Genomic DNA, 13,336 nt, shown 5'->3' with positions numbered 1-13,336 from the left:
CCCAGTATCGAATGCCATTCATGGATCTTCTGGGCTAGACCAAGATTCGACACCATGGAGTCCTTTCCAACCAGCACACACAAGGACTCTTCATGAGCAATCGCATCGACTACGCAAAGATTTCGCCCGAGGTCTACAAGGCTTTCGGAGGGGTGTACATGGCCGTCCAGAAAAGCGGCTTGCCCAAGCAACTGGTCGATCTCGTCTACCTGCGGGTTTCGCAGATCAACGGCTGCGCCTATTGCATCGACATGCATTCGCGCGACCTGCTCAAGTCCGGCCTGGCGGTCGACAAGCTCGTGCTGGTTCCGGTGTGGCACGACGCGGGCGACGTCTTCAGCCGCCGCGAACAGGTCGCGCTCGCCTGGGCAGAAACCGTGACGCGCGTCGCTGAAACCGGCGTTCCCGATGCGGACTACGAAGCCGCTGCCGCCGAGTTCAGCGACAAGGAACTGGCCGACCTCACCTACGCGATCGGCCTGATGAACGCCTTCAACCGCTTCGGCATCACGTTCCGCTCGACGCCCGTTGCCACTGCCGCCGCTGCCAAGGCCTGAACGCCATGGCATGGGCATTACTCGGCGTTGCCGGCGTTCTTGAAATCGTCTTCGCCTTTGCGATGAAGTCGTCCGAAGGTTTCACGCGACTGGTGCCCGCGCTCTTCACGGTTGCTGCCGGCCTGTCGAGCGTGGTGCTTCTCTCGCTCTCGCTGCGGACATTGCCGATGGGGACGGGCTACGCAGTGTGGACCGGCATCGGCGCCGCGGGCACCGCGATCGTGGGCATGGTGGTGCTGGGCGATTCGGCCGCACCGATGCGGCTGCTGTGCATTGCACTCATCCTGGCCGGCGTGATCGGGCTCAAGCTGGTCACCACCAGCTGAGAAGGAGGCAGGCTGCGCTCAGGCCTGCAAGGCCTGCCCGATCCGCAGCGCCGAGCCGAAGGCCAGCGTGAACCCCAGCGCGCCATGACCGGTGTTGAACAGCATGTTCGATGGCGTGCTCTCCAGCCGGCCGATGATCGGCAATCCTTTCGGCGTGGCGGGCCGCATGCCTGTCCACGGGTGCAGTTCCTCGAGCCGGCTCGCATGCGGGAAGAGGGCACGCGTCGCCGTTGCCAGCGTCTCGATGCGCGTCGCAGGAATGCTTGCGTCGTGCCCCACCAGCTCGGCCATGCCCGCCACGCGCAGGCGCGAGCCGATGCGCGCGAACACCACCTTGCGTGCGCTGTCGGTCACGTTCACGTGCGGCGCGGCGCCGGGCGACGGATCGACCTCCACGGTAATGCTGTAGCCCTTGAGCGGGTACACCGGTAGATAGGCCCCCAGCGCACGGCCCAGCTTGTGCGAGGCAGAGCCCAGCGCCATCACGAAGGCATCAGCCTCCACGTCGCCTTCGCTGGTGTGCACGGCCGCGATGCGGTTCTCGCTGCGTGCAAAGCCATGCACGTCGGCACCGAGCATGAAGCGCACGCCGCGCTCGCTCAATGCCCGCATGAGCTCGGTGCACACCTTGAGGCAGTCGGCCGCGCACTCGCTCGGCGTGTGCACGGCGCCCGCCATCTGGCCGCGGTAGCTGGCAAGCGCGGGCTCGATGGCGATGCATTCGTCAGGTGTTACCAGGCGCTGTTCGCTGCCCATGGCGCGCTGCAGTTCGAGCTGCGCGCGCGCACCCTCGAGCGAAGCCGAGCTGGCATACAGCACCAGCTTGCCGGTGGCCGAGAAATCGCAATCGGGTGCGATATCGGCGCGCATCGCCTCGAACTCCGTACGGCTCGATGCGGCCAGCGCCAGCAGCCTAGCCGTCGTGTCGCGCGAAGTCTGCGCGTTGCAGGCCGCGAGAAAGGCCATGCCCCAGCGCCATTGCAGCGGGTCGAGCTGCGGCTGCAGCTTGAGCGGCGATGTGGGCGACAGCAGCAGCTTGGGCAACTGCTTCCAGATCGACGGGTCGGCCAGTGGCTGCACGTACGAGTAGCTGAGCTGCGCGCCATTGCCGCCGCTTGCGCCCGCGCCAGGGGCGGCGCGGTCGATCACGGTGACCTTGTGGCCCTGGCGTTCGAGCTGCCAGGCGGTGGCCAGGCCCACGATGCCGGCACCGAGCACACACACATGCATGGAGGCAACTTTCCGGAGATTGAGAACTTGAGCCGTGACTGTAGGCGCGCGGGGCTCCGGCCGGAAATGCCAAAAGAACCCCCGCCCATAACCTTTGGGCATGGGTCGGCTTTCAATTGGAATTGTTGTTTTGTTTCGCTGCTTCTTAAACTGGCCGCATGTTCAGTCCAACCGAATGAAGGCTCGCATGAAACTCCCCGTCCTCATGGCTTCCATGGCCGCAACGGTGCTCTTCAGCGCCACTGGCGCGCAGGCTGCCGACACGCTGGCCAAGATCGCCGAGTCCGGCAAGATCACGCTCTCTTATCGCGAGTCGTCGGTGCCCTTCAGCTATCTCGACGGCCCCAACAAGCCGATCGGGTTCTCGGTCGAACTCTCCAACGCCGTGGTCGAGGCGGTGAAGAAAAAACTGAACAAGCCCAACCTGCAGGTCGCGCTCATGCCCGTCACCTCGCAGAACCGTATTCCGCTGATCACCAACGGCACGGTTGACCTGGAGTGCGGCTCCACCACCAACAACACCGCGCGCGGCAAGGACGTAGCCTTTGCCATCAACCACTTCTACACCGGCACGCGCCTGCTGGTGAAGAAGTCTTCGAAGATCAAGAACTACGCCGACCTCGCGAAGAAGACCGTGGCCAGCACTACAGGCACCACCAACGCACTGGTAATGCGCAAGTACAACACCGAGAAGAACCTCGGCATGGACATCGTGCTCGGCAAGGACCACGCCGATTCGTTCCTGCTGGTCGAGAGCGACCGTGCGGTGGCCTTCGCCATGGACGACATCCTGCTGTTCGGCCTGATCGCCAACGCCAAGACGCCGGCCGACTTCGAGGTGGTGGGCGATTCCCTGCAGGTCGAGCCCTATGCCTGCATGCTGCCCAAGGACGACCCGGCCTTCAAGAAGCTGGTCGACGACACCTTCGCCGGCCTGATGAAGAGCGGCGAGTTCGAGAAGCTCTACAACAAGTGGTTCATGCAGCCGATCCCGCCGAAGAACGTGCCGCTGAACCTGCCGATGAGCCCGCAGCTGAAAGAGAACCTGAAAGCTCTCAGCGACAAGCCCGCGACCTGATCCAGGCGCGACGAGAAGATAAGAAAAGGACATGGCAGTGACGCAGGTGGTCGGCATTCTTGGAGGCATGGGCCCCGCAGCGGGCGCCGACTTCGTGCGGCTCTTCGTGCAGGCCTGCGCGCAGCAGATGCGCGCGCGCGGCGAGCCGGTGCGCGACCAGTCCTTTCCCGAACACTGGCTCGCGCAGGTGCCGGTGCCCGACCGTACCGACGCGCTGGCTTCGGCGGAACAGGGCGCGCACCAGCCGCTGGAGCCGATGCTGCAGGCGCTGGGCCGGCTGGCCGCGCTCGGCAGCCGGGCCGTGGCCATCGCATGCAACACCGCGCATGCCTGGCATGCCAACCTGCAGGAGCGCTTTCCGCAGGTCGAACTGCTGCACATGGCGCGCGAAACCGCGCAACAGCTGGCCGGGCAGGGCACGACCAGCGTCGCGCTGATGGCTACCGAGGGCACCTACCGCGTGCGCCTCTACGAACAGGCGCTGGCCGAAGCGGGCCTGGGCTGCCACGTGCCGACGCCGGCGGAGCGCCACACCATCACGCGCGGCATCTTCGACGGCGTGAAGGCCGGCAACATGCAGCTCGCCGAGCAATGCTTTTCCGATGTGGCACTGCGGCTGGCCGAGCGCCATGGCCCCGTCACCATCATCATGGGCTGTACCGAAGTGCCGCTGGGTCTGCAGGGTTCGGCCGCGGTGGCGGGCCTCGACCTCGTCGACCCCGCGCAGGTACTGGCCGCGGCGCTGGCCCGGCGGGCCTACCAACCCCACTGAAACCAGGGGACATAGAGGCAGGAGTCGATTTCGCCTACATTGCGGCGTGCGTTTTTGATAGCGCAACGCCCCTTGTCCGACGATCCAACTGGAGCCCTTCCCATGCCCCTCGACGACAGCCGTTCCGACTTCGATTCGCTTCGCCCCGGCGAGAGCACCGAGCAGGGCGCCACGCGCCGCACTGCACTCAAGGCCGCCATCGGCGTGGGCTATGCCGCCGCCGTGCTGCCGGTGGCCGCGCAGACTGCCATCAGCACCTCGGCCGAAGGCCTGAAGGCCGGCCCGATCAAGTACACCGTCAACGGCTTCGATGTGCCCGCCTACGCTGCGGCACCCGCCGGCAAGACTGGCCTGCCGGTGATTCTGGTGATCCAGGAAATCTTCGGCGTGCACGAGTACATCGCCGACACCTGCCGCCGCTTCGCCCAGCTCGGCTACCTGGCCATCGCGCCAGAGCTGTATGCGCGCCAGGGTGACCCGCGCGGCTACACCGACATTCCCAAGCTGCAGGCCGACATCGTCAGCAAGGTGCCCGACGCACAGGTGCTGGCCGACCTCGACGGCGCGCTGGCCTATGCCAAGGCCAACGGCGGCGACACCAGCAAGGCCGGCATCACCGGCTTCTGCTGGGGCGGGCGCATCGTGTGGCTGTATGCCGCCACCGGCAAGGTCAAGGCGGGCGTGGCGTGGTACGGCCGGCTGGTCGGGCAGCCCAGCGAACTGACGCCGAAGCACCCCATCGACATCGCCGCCAGCCTGCAGGCGCCGGTGCTTGGCCTGTACGGCGGAAAAGACCAGGGGATCCCCCTTGACACGGTTGATAAGATGAAAGCAGCTCTGGCCACTGGAACCCCGGCGGCCAAGGCGTCGAGCTTCGTCGTGTACCCCGAAGCAGGCCACGCATTCCATGCCGACTACCGCCCCAGCTATGTCAAGAGCGCGGCGGACGACGGCTGGCAACGTGCCACGGCCTGGTTCAAAGCCAATGGCGTCGCCTGAACGCGGCGCCCTGTAGCCACCCCCGCCGAAGGCCGTCGAATGACGGCCTTTTCTCTTTTTATGAACGGACAACGGCCTTGTTGAAACAGTTTCAGCGGCCGCTCCTCTTGCGCAAGCAGCTATGAATTTGATAGTCATCATCGCGGCGACCCTGGTTGCCGGTATCGGAAGCGTCTGGCTCGCGGCCCTCCTGCTGAAGGTGGGCGTGCGCAGCGGCTCGGGCGGCGTGAACCCGCAGCATCTGCTGAGCCTGGCAGCTGGCGCGCTGCTTGCCACGGCGTTCATGCATCTGCTGCCCGAGGCGTTCGAGAGCCGCATCGAGCCCGCGCTGCTGTTCGCGGTGCTGTTGTTCGGGCTGGTGTTCTTCTTCCTGCTCGACAAGGCCGAGTTGTGGCACCACGGGCACGAACATCACCATGGCGACGAGAAGAGCGCGCACGAGGGGCACGATCATGACCACGGGCACTCGCATGGCCACACGCACGACCACGGCCCCCGAACCGGTGGCTGGGCCGTGCTCACAGGCGACAGCGTGCACTGCTTCGGCGACGGCATCCTGATCGCCTCGGCCTTCACCGCCGACCTGCGCCTGGGCCTGGTTGCCGCCATCGCGGTGCTGGCGCACGAAATTCCGCACCACATCGGCGACCTCGTCGTGCTGCGCCAGAGCTCCGCCAACCAGCGCGCGGCGCTGGTGAAGGTGTCGCTCGCCGGCACCATGACCGCGCTGGGCGGCATCGCGGGCTGGTGGCTGGTCGACCAGCTGCACAGCTGGCTGCCGTACTTCCTGGTGCTGGCCGGCAGCAGTTTTGTCTACGTGGCGTTGGCCGACCTGATTCCGCAGCTGCAGAAGCGCCTGCCGGCACGCCAGACCGCCGCGCAGATCCTGTGGCTGGCCGCGGGCATCGTGCTGGTCACGCTAGTGAGCCGGCTGGCGCATGGCGAGCATGGGCACGACCACGGCCACGACGACCCGGGCCACGGGGAGCACGGCCACGTGCACAAGGACTGACGGTCGGTCAGCCGGTTAGCGAATCCCGCGGGAAACTTTCCGACACCGACGCTGCGCGCCGGATGAACCGGAACGGCCGAAACAGGCGCACCATAGGGGGTCTGTCAGAAATCAGCCGAGGAACCGATCATGAACACCATCGACGCCACCGCGCGATCCGCCTCGCCCGCCGAAGACGATGAGGACGACACGCCCGCCGATGACTTCGAGGAGCAGGACAGCGACGTGTCCGACGACCTGTCGGAGGAAACGGGCATCGATCTCACCGATGCGAGCGAACTCGATGCCGACAACGTGCCGGCCGACGAAGAATTCGACCGCGTGATGAACGCTCCGGACTGAGCCTGTTCAAGCCATTCAGGCAGTCGCGCGCCGCGTGATCACCTGCCCGTTGCGCACCCCGCAGTGCGACCCATCGCGCCAGGTCACGGCGCCATTCACGATCACCGCATCGATGCCCTCTGCCGGCTGCATCGGCGTTTCGTAGTTCGCGGTGTCGCGCACCGTCGCGGCGTTGAAGATCACCACGTCGGCATGGTGGCCCGGCTTCAGCGTGCCGCGCTCGTGCAGGCCGAAGTTTCGCGCCGTGAGCCCCGTCATCTTCCACACCGCCGTCTCCAGAGGGAACAGGCCGATGTCGCGGCTGTAGTGGCCCAGCACGCGCGGAAAGGTGCCCCACAGGCGCGGATGCGGCTTCTCGCCCAGCGGAATGCCGTCCGAGCCGATCATGGTCTCGTCGAACGCGAGGATGCGCTGCACGTCGTCCTCGTCCATCATGAAATAGATCGCGCTGCCGGGCTGCAGCCGCCTGGCCGCCTCTTCGCCGGACACGCCCCATTCGGCTGCAATGTCTTTCAGGTCGCGGCCTGCGCATTCAGGGTGCGGCACGCTCGATGCGATGAGCACGCGGCCTTCCATCATTCCGCGGTCGGTGCGGATCATGGTGGAGCCGGCCGTGTAGGGGTAGCAGTCGAGCCCGATGCACTGGTGCTGCATCGCTTCCTTGATGAAAGGCAGCGTGACTTTCGTCTTGCCGAAGTTCTGCGTGTTCTGCACCTTGTGGTGCGACACCACGACCGGAATGTCGAGCGCGCGGCCGATGTGGAAGGTTTCTTCCAGCGACTCCATCACGCGGTCGCTCTCGTCGCGCATGTGGGTCACGTACAGCGCCTTGCGCGAGCTGAGCGGGCGGCCGACTTCGATGATCTCCTCGGTCGTCGCCTTCACGGCCGGCGGATAGAAAGTGCCGGTCGACAGGCCGATGGCGCCGGCCTGCATGGCTTCTTCGACGAGCGCCTGCATGGCGGCGATCTCGCTGTCGTTGGCGGGGCGGTCGAGGTCGGCCATGACCACGGCGCGCAAGGTCGAATGGCCCACCATCGCCGCCACGTTCACCGATGAGGGCGTGGCGCGCAGCGCATCGAGGTACGCCGCGAAGGTGGTGAAGCGGCCTTCCGCCGGCGAGTCGAGCAGGCTCAGCGGCATCGGCAGGTCCATGTCGGCGCGCAGCGGTGCGGCGCTGATGCCGCAGTTGCCTGCCACCACCGTGGTCACGCCCTGCGACACCTTGAACGGCATCTGCGCCTGCGACAGCACGGCCTGGTCGTCGTGCGTGTGCGAGTCGATGAAGCCAGGCGCGACGATGCGGCCGGTGGCGTCGAGCGTCTGTTCGGCCGTGTGGCCCGCGAGCTTGCCGATGGCGGCGATGCGGCCGTTCACGATGCCGACGTCGGCATCGAAACGCGGCGCCTTGGTGCCGTCGATGACGGTGCCGCCGCGGATCAGCAGGTCGTAGTGGGGAGGTTTTTCGGACACGGAAAGATCCTTTCTTTCTTCTTCAGCGGAAATGGCAGGCAACCCAGTGGCTGCCGTTCGCGGACGACGGCCGCTCGCTCAGCTCGGGCGTCTTCTCCTTGCATACGGCCTGCGCCATCGGGCAACGCGTGTGAAAGCGGCAGCCCGAAGGCGGGTTGGCGGGGCTCGGCGGATCGCCCTGCAGCAGCATGCGGCGTGCGGGCGTGCGTGGATTGGGCACGGGCACGGCCGACAGAAGAATCTCGGTGTATGGATGCAGCGGCGAAGAGAACAGCGTGTCGCGGTCGGCAATTTCCACGATGTGCCCGAGGTACATCACTGCCACGCGATGGCTGATGTGCCGCACCACCGCAAGGTCGTGCGCCACGAAGAGATACGCGATACCGAACTCGGCCTGCAGGTCCATCAGCAGGTTGACCACCTGCGCCTGCACTGACACGTCGAGCGCCGACACCGGCTCGTCGCACACGATCAGCTTCGGGTTCAGCGCCAATGCACGCGCAATGCCCAGCCGTTGCCGCTGTCCGCCCGAGAACTCGTGCGGAAACTTCTTCGCCGCCTCGGGCCGCAGCCCGACGCGCGAGAACAGCCACTGCACGCGCTCGCGCCGTTCCGCTGCCATGCCCATGCCGAAGTTTCGCAGCGGCTCGGCCACGATGTCTCCGGCTGTCAGGCGCGGGTTCAGCGAGGCATACGGGTCCTGAAAAATAATCTGCAGCTGCCGCCGGCGCATGCGCATGTCCTCAGCGGACAGCGTCAGCAGCTCCTCGCCCTCGAGCTCCACCGAGCCCGAGGTCGGCTCGACCAGCCGCATGACCGACTTGGCCGTGGTCGTCTTGCCGCAGCCCGATTCGCCGACCAGCGACAGCGTTTCGCCGCGCGCAACAGAGAACGACACACCGTCGACCGCCTGGATCGAAGGCCTGGCCGGCCGCAGCCAGCGCTTGGGCGAGATGTAGTGCTTGCGCAGGTTGCGCACCTGCAGCAGTGGCGTTGCAGCGGTCGTTGTCATGCAGCCATCTCCTCGGTACCTGCCCAGTGTTCTTCGACTGCAAAGCACGCCACCACATGGTCGCCGCCTTGCTGCACGAGCTGCGGCGTCTCGGCGCGGCAGCGTTCGCGCGCATGGCTGCAGCGCGCCGCAAAGGCGCAGCCGCGCCCAAGTTCGTGTGCGGCCGGCACCAGCCCCGGAATCTCGGTGAGCCGCGTGCTCGCGGTGTTCATCGCGGGCATCGAGGCCATCAGAGCACGCGTGTAGGGGTGCAGCGGGCGGTCGAAAAGGTCGATCACGTCAGCCTCCTCGACCTTCTTGCCGGCATACATCACGACCACGCGATCGCAGCTTTCGGCCACCACGCCGAGGTCGTGCGTGATCATCACCACGCCCATGCCCAGCTCCTTCTGCAGGCGCTTGATGAGGTCGAGGATCTGCGCCTGGATCGTCACGTCGAGCGCCGTCGTCGGCTCGTCGGCGATCAGCACTTCGGGGTTGCAGGCCAGGGCCAGCGCGATCATCACGCGCTGGCGCATGCCGCCCGAAAGCTGGTGCGGGTACTCGTTCACGCGTCGCTCGGGCTCGGGGATCTGCACCACGCGCAGCATCTCGACCGCGCGCTTCATCGCATCGGCGCGGCTGGCCTTCTGGTGCAACTGCACCGTCTCTGCGATCTGCCGGCCCACGGTGAGCACCGGGTTCAGCGATGTCATCGGCTCCTGGAAAATCATCGAGATGCGGTTGCCGCGAATCTGCCGCATCTCGCGTTCGCTGAGCTGCATCAGGTCGGTGCCGCGCAGCCGCACCGCGCCCATGTGGCGTCCGGGCGGTGTCGGCACCAGCCGCAGGATCGACAGCGCCGTCACGCTCTTGCCGCAGCCCGATTCGCCGACCACGCCGAGCGTGCGGCCCGCGCGCACCGTGTACGAAACCCCGTCGACCGAGCGCACCACGCCGGCCAGCGTGTGGAAATGCGTGCGCAGGTTGTCGACTTCGAGCAGAGGCTCGCCGGGGGCGAGAGCGGTGTGGGACATGGTGATCGTCATGACATGTCCTTCACAGCTGCCGTGCCAGGCGCGGGTCCAGCGCATCGCGCAGACCGTCGCCCAGCAGGTTGATCGCCAGCACCGTCGCCGCCAGCAGCAGCCCCGGGTACAGGATGATGTGAAACGCCACCGTCACGAAGTTGCGCCCCTCGGCCATCATGTTGCCCCAGCTCGGCGTCTGCGAAGGCACGCCCACGCCGAGGAATGAGAGTGCGGCCTCGGTCAGCACGGCGGCCGCCGCCACGAAGGTGGCCTGCACCACCAACGGCGCCACGATGTTCGGCAGCACGTGGCGCACCAGGATCACCGGCAGCCGCGTGCCTACCGCGTGTGCTGCCTCCACGAACAACTGCTCGCGCAGCGTGAGCGCAAGCGATCGCACCAGCCGCACCACGCGCGGAATCTCGGGCACCGTGATGGCGATGATCACCGTCGTCAGGCTGGCGCGCGTCACCGCCATGAGCGCGATGGCCAGCAGGATGCCGGGAATGGCCATGAGCCCGTCCATCACCCGCATGATCGGCCCGTCCGCCCAGCGCACGAAGCCCGACACCAGTCCGAGCGCGATGCCGAAGAAGGTGGCCAGCACCGCGACCGCGGCGCCCACGATCATCGAAACGCGCCCGCCCCACACGGCGCGGCTGAATACGTCGCGGCCCAGCGCATCGGTGCCGAACCAGTGCTCGCCGGAGGGCGGCTGCATGCGCGCGAGCGGGTCGATGTCCTGCGGATCGTGCGTGGCGATCCACGGCGCGGCGATGGAGAGAATGGCCACCGCAATCAGCAGCAGCGCACCGATGATCAGCGTCGGGTGCTTGCGCACCCAGCGCCAGCGCGGCGGCACGAAAGGGGCTTCGTCGTCGGCCGCGGCGTCGGGTGTCTGGATGGTGTTCAAGGGAAGGACCGTGGACATTGCGTGGGGTTCTTCTTCATCAGTACTGGATGCGCGGGTCGAACAGGCGGTAGCTCAGGTCGATCAGCAGGTTGATCAGCACATACACCCCCGCCGAGAGCAGCAGCACGCTCTGGATCACCGGGTAGTCATGCCGCTGCACCGAATCGATCACGAGCCGGCCCACGCCCGGAATGGCGAACACCGTTTCGGTGACGACCACGCCGCCGATCAGCAGCGCGATGCCCGCGCCGACGGTGGTGGCGATGGGGATGGCCGTGTTGCGCAGCGCATGCCCCAGCACCGGCAGCACGCCCAGGCCCTTGGCGCGCGCGGTGCGGATGTAGTCCTCGTGCAGCACTTCGAGCACGGTGGCGCGCGTCATGCGCGTCACCAGAGCGATGTACACCAGCGCCAGGTTCACGCAGGGCAGCACCAGCGACCGCAGCCACTCGCCCGGACCCTCGGCAAAGTGCACATAGCCCTGCACCGGAAACCACGGCAGCTGGACCGCGAAGCTGTAGACCAGCAGGTAGCCCACCAGGAACACCGGCACTGAGAAGGCCAGCACCGCGAACAGCATCACCAGCCGGTCGATCCAGCTGCCCGCGCGATGCGCCGCGAGCGTGCCCAGCGGCACCGACACCACCAGCGTGATGAGCATGGTCAGCGCGGCGATCGACACCGTCGGCTCCAGCCGCTGCCCCAGCAGCTGCGCCACCGGCATCTGCGTGAAGATCGAGGTGCCGAGGTCGCCGGTGAACAGCTTGCCGACCCACAGCACGAACTGCTGCCACAGCGGCAGGTTCAGGCCGAGCGCGGCGCGCAGCTTCTCGATGTCCTCGGTGGTTGCAAGGTCGCCCGCGATGAGCGCGGCCGGGTCGCCGGGCGACAGGTGGATCAGCAGGAACACCACCACGGCCACCACCGCCATGACGGGGAGCGTCGAGAGAAAGCGTCGAACGATGTAGCCCATGGCGATGCCTTGTGCTGGCGCTTCGTCTTACTTGTCGAGTACCCAGACCGTCGGCAGGCCGGCCCAGAGTTTGTCCAGCCCCTTGAGGCTGGCGCGCGCGGCGAACGCGGCCGAGTACTGGCCCGCGTTGATGTACGGCACGGCTTCGTAGGCGCGGCGCTGGAAGGCGTCGAGCAGCTCCTTGCGCTTGGCCGGCACAGTCTCTTTCAGCCATGCGGTGCGCAGCTCGTCGAGCGGCTTGTCGCAGGGCCAGCCGGGCAGCGTGTTGCCGCACGCCGCGCCCAGGTAGGCATTGGCGATGGGCGAGTTGGCGTCGAATTCGCCGGCCACGGTGACGTACATGTTCCAGCCGCCCGCGTCGGCCGCGTCGCGCTTGGCACGGCGCGCGCCGATGGAGGCCCAGTCCATGCTCTGCGCATCGACGTTCAGGCCGATGCTCTTCATGGTCTGCGCGGCCATCAGTGCCTCTGCGTTGAGGTAGGGCACGTCGCTGGGCACCATCAGCACCACCCTCTCGCCCTTGTAGCCGGAGGCTGCGAGCAGCTGCTTGGCCTTGGCCACGTCGGCCTTGCGGTAGGGGTCGGCGCCGGCGGCCGTGTCGTTGGGGCTGCCGCAGATGAAGTAGGTGGCGCAGTAGGCCATGCGCATGTCCAGCGGGAAGCCCATGGCCGCCACGAAGCGTTCCTGGCTCACGGCCTGCAGCAGCGCCTGGCGCACCTTCGGGTTGTCGAAGGGCGGATGCAGCTGGTTCATCACCAGGAAGCCCTGGTAGGTGCCGAAGGCGCCGATCTTCACGCTGGTGTCGGTGCGCAGCGGCGCGATGTAGTCGGGAGGCAGTTGTTCGATGAGGTCGACTTCGCCGCGCTTCAGGGCGGCCACCGCGCTGTTGGCGTCGGGCAGGTAGAGCCATTCGACGCGATCGAAGCTGCTCTTCTTGCTGCCCGACAGGCCGCTTGGCGGTTCGCTGCGCGCCACATAGTTGGGGTTGCGCACGAACACCGTCTTGTTGCCCGGCACCCATTCTTCGCGCTTGAAGATGAAGGGGCCTGAACCCAGCACCTCGGTCAGCGGCGCGGTGGCCGGCATCTTGGCCAGCCGCTCGGGCAGGATCACCGGCGGAAAACCCGAGGGCTTGGCCAGTGCCTCAAGCACCATGCCGAAGGGCTCGTTGAGCGTGAGTGTGAAGCTGCGCGCATCGGTTGCCTTCCACTCGGCGCCGCTCGCCACCATCGCGCGGCCCAGGCTGTCGCGTGCGGCCCAGCGCTGCAGCGAGGCGATGGCGTCGGCCGAAGTCACGGCGCTGCCGTCGGAGAACTTGAGGCCCGGGCGCAGCGTGAAGCTCCACTGCTTGCCGTCTTTCGAGGTCGTGTATTTGTCGACCATCTGCGGCTGGGGCTTGCCGCTCGCATCCTGCGCGAACAGCGTGTCGTAGACCATGTAGCCGAAGTTGCGCGAGATGTACGCCGTGGTGAAGGTCGGGTCGAGGATCTTCAGGTCGGCGTGCGCCACCACCTTCAGCGTCTTGGGAGGCGGCGTCTGGGCGAACGCCGGGAGAGAAAGCACCAGGGCAGCGAGGGCGGCAAGCGTTCGTCGTTTCATCGTCGGTTCTCCGGTCGGGGGCGAAGGAAAGAAAAAGAGG

General features: G+C 66.8%; 14 protein-coding genes. 7 read left to right on the top strand and 7 right to left on the bottom strand.

Annotated elements, in window-relative coordinates; all coding sequences use genetic code 11:
* The first annotated feature begins 92 nt into the window (after positions 1-92).
* Positions 93-557 (top strand): carboxymuconolactone decarboxylase family protein, encoded by a 465-nt coding sequence (locus tag BMW87_RS06760; RefSeq protein WP_093075415.1) that lies wholly within the window; start codon positions 93-95, stop codon positions 555-557.
* Between the two features lie 5 nt (positions 558-562).
* A complete protein-coding gene (locus BMW87_RS06755) occupies positions 563-883 on the top strand; it encodes a DMT family transporter (protein WP_093075413.1) in 321 nt (106 codons plus the stop codon).
* Positions 884-901: 18 nt separating this feature from the next.
* On the opposite strand, the gene BMW87_RS06750 is transcribed toward BMW87_RS06755, so the two are convergent.
* Positions 902-2,113 carry a D-amino acid dehydrogenase gene (locus tag BMW87_RS06750; protein ID WP_093075410.1) on the bottom strand — a complete coding sequence of 404 codons (1,212 nt, stop codon included), beginning with the start codon at positions 2,111-2,113 and terminating at the stop codon, positions 902-904.
* A gap of 187 nt (positions 2,114-2,300) precedes the next feature.
* Between BMW87_RS06750 and BMW87_RS06745 the strand changes: the two genes are divergently transcribed.
* The 5 genes from BMW87_RS06745 (at position 2,301) to BMW87_RS06725 (ending at position 6,316) form a co-directional block, all read left to right on the top strand.
* Complete coding sequence (locus tag BMW87_RS06745; RefSeq protein WP_093075407.1) at positions 2,301-3,191, top strand: transporter substrate-binding domain-containing protein; 891 nt, start codon at positions 2,301-2,303, stop codon at positions 3,189-3,191.
* 31 nt (positions 3,192-3,222) lie between these two features.
* Positions 3,223-3,963: an aspartate/glutamate racemase family protein gene (locus BMW87_RS06740; RefSeq protein WP_093075405.1), complete on the top strand. Its 741-nt coding sequence runs from the start codon at positions 3,223-3,225 to the stop codon at positions 3,961-3,963.
* A gap of 102 nt (positions 3,964-4,065) precedes the next feature.
* Positions 4,066-4,962, top strand: a complete 897-nt coding sequence (locus BMW87_RS06735) for a dienelactone hydrolase family protein (RefSeq protein ID WP_093075402.1) — start codon at positions 4,066-4,068, stop codon at positions 4,960-4,962.
* A gap of 121 nt (positions 4,963-5,083) precedes the next feature.
* Positions 5,084-5,974 (top strand): ZIP family metal transporter, encoded by an 891-nt coding sequence (locus tag BMW87_RS06730; RefSeq protein ID WP_093049908.1) that lies wholly within the window; start codon positions 5,084-5,086, stop codon positions 5,972-5,974.
* Positions 5,975-6,103: 129 nt separating this feature from the next.
* Positions 6,104-6,316, top strand: coding sequence for a hypothetical protein (locus BMW87_RS06725; protein WP_093049911.1), 213 nt, complete (start codon positions 6,104-6,106; stop codon positions 6,314-6,316).
* A gap of 15 nt (positions 6,317-6,331) precedes the next feature.
* Here BMW87_RS06725 and BMW87_RS06720 read toward each other — a convergent pair whose 3' ends face one another.
* Genes BMW87_RS06720 through BMW87_RS06695 form a run of 6 tightly spaced genes read right to left on the bottom strand, consistent with a single transcriptional unit; the run spans position 6,332 to position 13,296 of the window.
* Positions 6,332-7,789 (bottom strand): N-acyl-D-amino-acid deacylase family protein, encoded by a 1,458-nt coding sequence (locus BMW87_RS06720; protein ID WP_093075399.1) that lies wholly within the window; start codon positions 7,787-7,789, stop codon positions 6,332-6,334.
* Positions 7,790-7,811: 22 nt separating this feature from the next.
* Positions 7,812-8,801: an ABC transporter ATP-binding protein gene (locus BMW87_RS06715; protein ID WP_093049917.1), complete on the bottom strand. Its 990-nt coding sequence runs from the start codon at positions 8,799-8,801 to the stop codon at positions 7,812-7,814.
* Entirely contained in the window at positions 8,798-9,829 is a 1,032-nt protein-coding gene (locus BMW87_RS06710; RefSeq protein ID WP_093075396.1) for an ABC transporter ATP-binding protein, read from the bottom strand. Before BMW87_RS06710 ends, BMW87_RS06715 begins: the two co-directional genes overlap by 4 nt.
* A gap of 10 nt (positions 9,830-9,839) precedes the next feature.
* Positions 9,840-10,742 carry an ABC transporter permease gene (locus tag BMW87_RS06705; RefSeq protein ID WP_093075394.1) on the bottom strand — a complete coding sequence of 301 codons (903 nt, stop codon included), beginning with the start codon at positions 10,740-10,742 and terminating at the stop codon, positions 9,840-9,842.
* A 19-nt stretch (positions 10,743-10,761) separates the two neighbouring features.
* On the bottom strand, positions 10,762-11,697 hold the full coding sequence (locus BMW87_RS06700) for an ABC transporter permease (protein ID WP_093075391.1): 936 nt from the start codon (positions 11,695-11,697) through the stop codon (positions 10,762-10,764).
* 27 nt (positions 11,698-11,724) lie between these two features.
* On the bottom strand, positions 11,725-13,296 hold the full coding sequence (locus BMW87_RS06695) for an ABC transporter substrate-binding protein (RefSeq protein WP_093075388.1): 1,572 nt from the start codon (positions 13,294-13,296) through the stop codon (positions 11,725-11,727).
* Positions 13,297-13,336 lie beyond the last annotated feature (40 nt).

Source organism: Variovorax sp. OV084 (assembly GCF_900111625.1).
GTDB lineage: Bacteria > Pseudomonadota > Gammaproteobacteria > Burkholderiales > Burkholderiaceae_C > Variovorax.
Note: the sequence above shows the minus strand (reverse complement) of the source record. Positions and strands in the feature narration are given on the sequence as shown.

Excerpts from the sequence above, each read along its gene's own strand:
- BMW87_RS06730 (WP_093049908.1), top strand. The coding sequence starts at position 5,084 with ATGAATTTGATAGTCATCATCGCGGCGACCCTGGTTGCCGGTATCGGA.
- BMW87_RS06705 (WP_093075394.1), bottom strand. The coding sequence starts at position 10,742 with ATGTCCACGGTCCTTCCCTTGAACACCATCCAGACACCCGACGCCGCG.
- BMW87_RS06755 (WP_093075413.1), top strand. The coding sequence starts at position 563 with ATGGCATGGGCATTACTCGGCGTTGCCGGCGTTCTTGAAATCGTCTTC.
- BMW87_RS06735 (WP_093075402.1), top strand. The coding sequence starts at position 4,066 with ATGCCCCTCGACGACAGCCGTTCCGACTTCGATTCGCTTCGCCCCGGC.
- BMW87_RS06750 (WP_093075410.1), bottom strand. The coding sequence starts at position 2,113 with ATGCATGTGTGTGTGCTCGGTGCCGGCATCGTGGGCCTGGCCACCGCC.
- BMW87_RS06725 (WP_093049911.1), top strand. The coding sequence starts at position 6,104 with ATGAACACCATCGACGCCACCGCGCGATCCGCCTCGCCCGCCGAAGAC.
- BMW87_RS06740 (WP_093075405.1), top strand. The coding sequence starts at position 3,223 with ATGGCAGTGACGCAGGTGGTCGGCATTCTTGGAGGCATGGGCCCCGCA.
- BMW87_RS06760 (WP_093075415.1), top strand. The coding sequence starts at position 93 with ATGAGCAATCGCATCGACTACGCAAAGATTTCGCCCGAGGTCTACAAG.
- BMW87_RS06700 (WP_093075391.1), bottom strand. The coding sequence starts at position 11,697 with ATGGGCTACATCGTTCGACGCTTTCTCTCGACGCTCCCCGTCATGGCG.
- BMW87_RS06745 (WP_093075407.1), top strand. The coding sequence starts at position 2,301 with ATGAAACTCCCCGTCCTCATGGCTTCCATGGCCGCAACGGTGCTCTTC.
- BMW87_RS06695 (WP_093075388.1), bottom strand. The coding sequence starts at position 13,296 with ATGAAACGACGAACGCTTGCCGCCCTCGCTGCCCTGGTGCTTTCTCTC.
- BMW87_RS06715 (WP_093049917.1), bottom strand. The coding sequence starts at position 8,801 with ATGACAACGACCGCTGCAACGCCACTGCTGCAGGTGCGCAACCTGCGC.
- BMW87_RS06710 (WP_093075396.1), bottom strand. The coding sequence starts at position 9,829 with ATGACGATCACCATGTCCCACACCGCTCTCGCCCCCGGCGAGCCTCTG.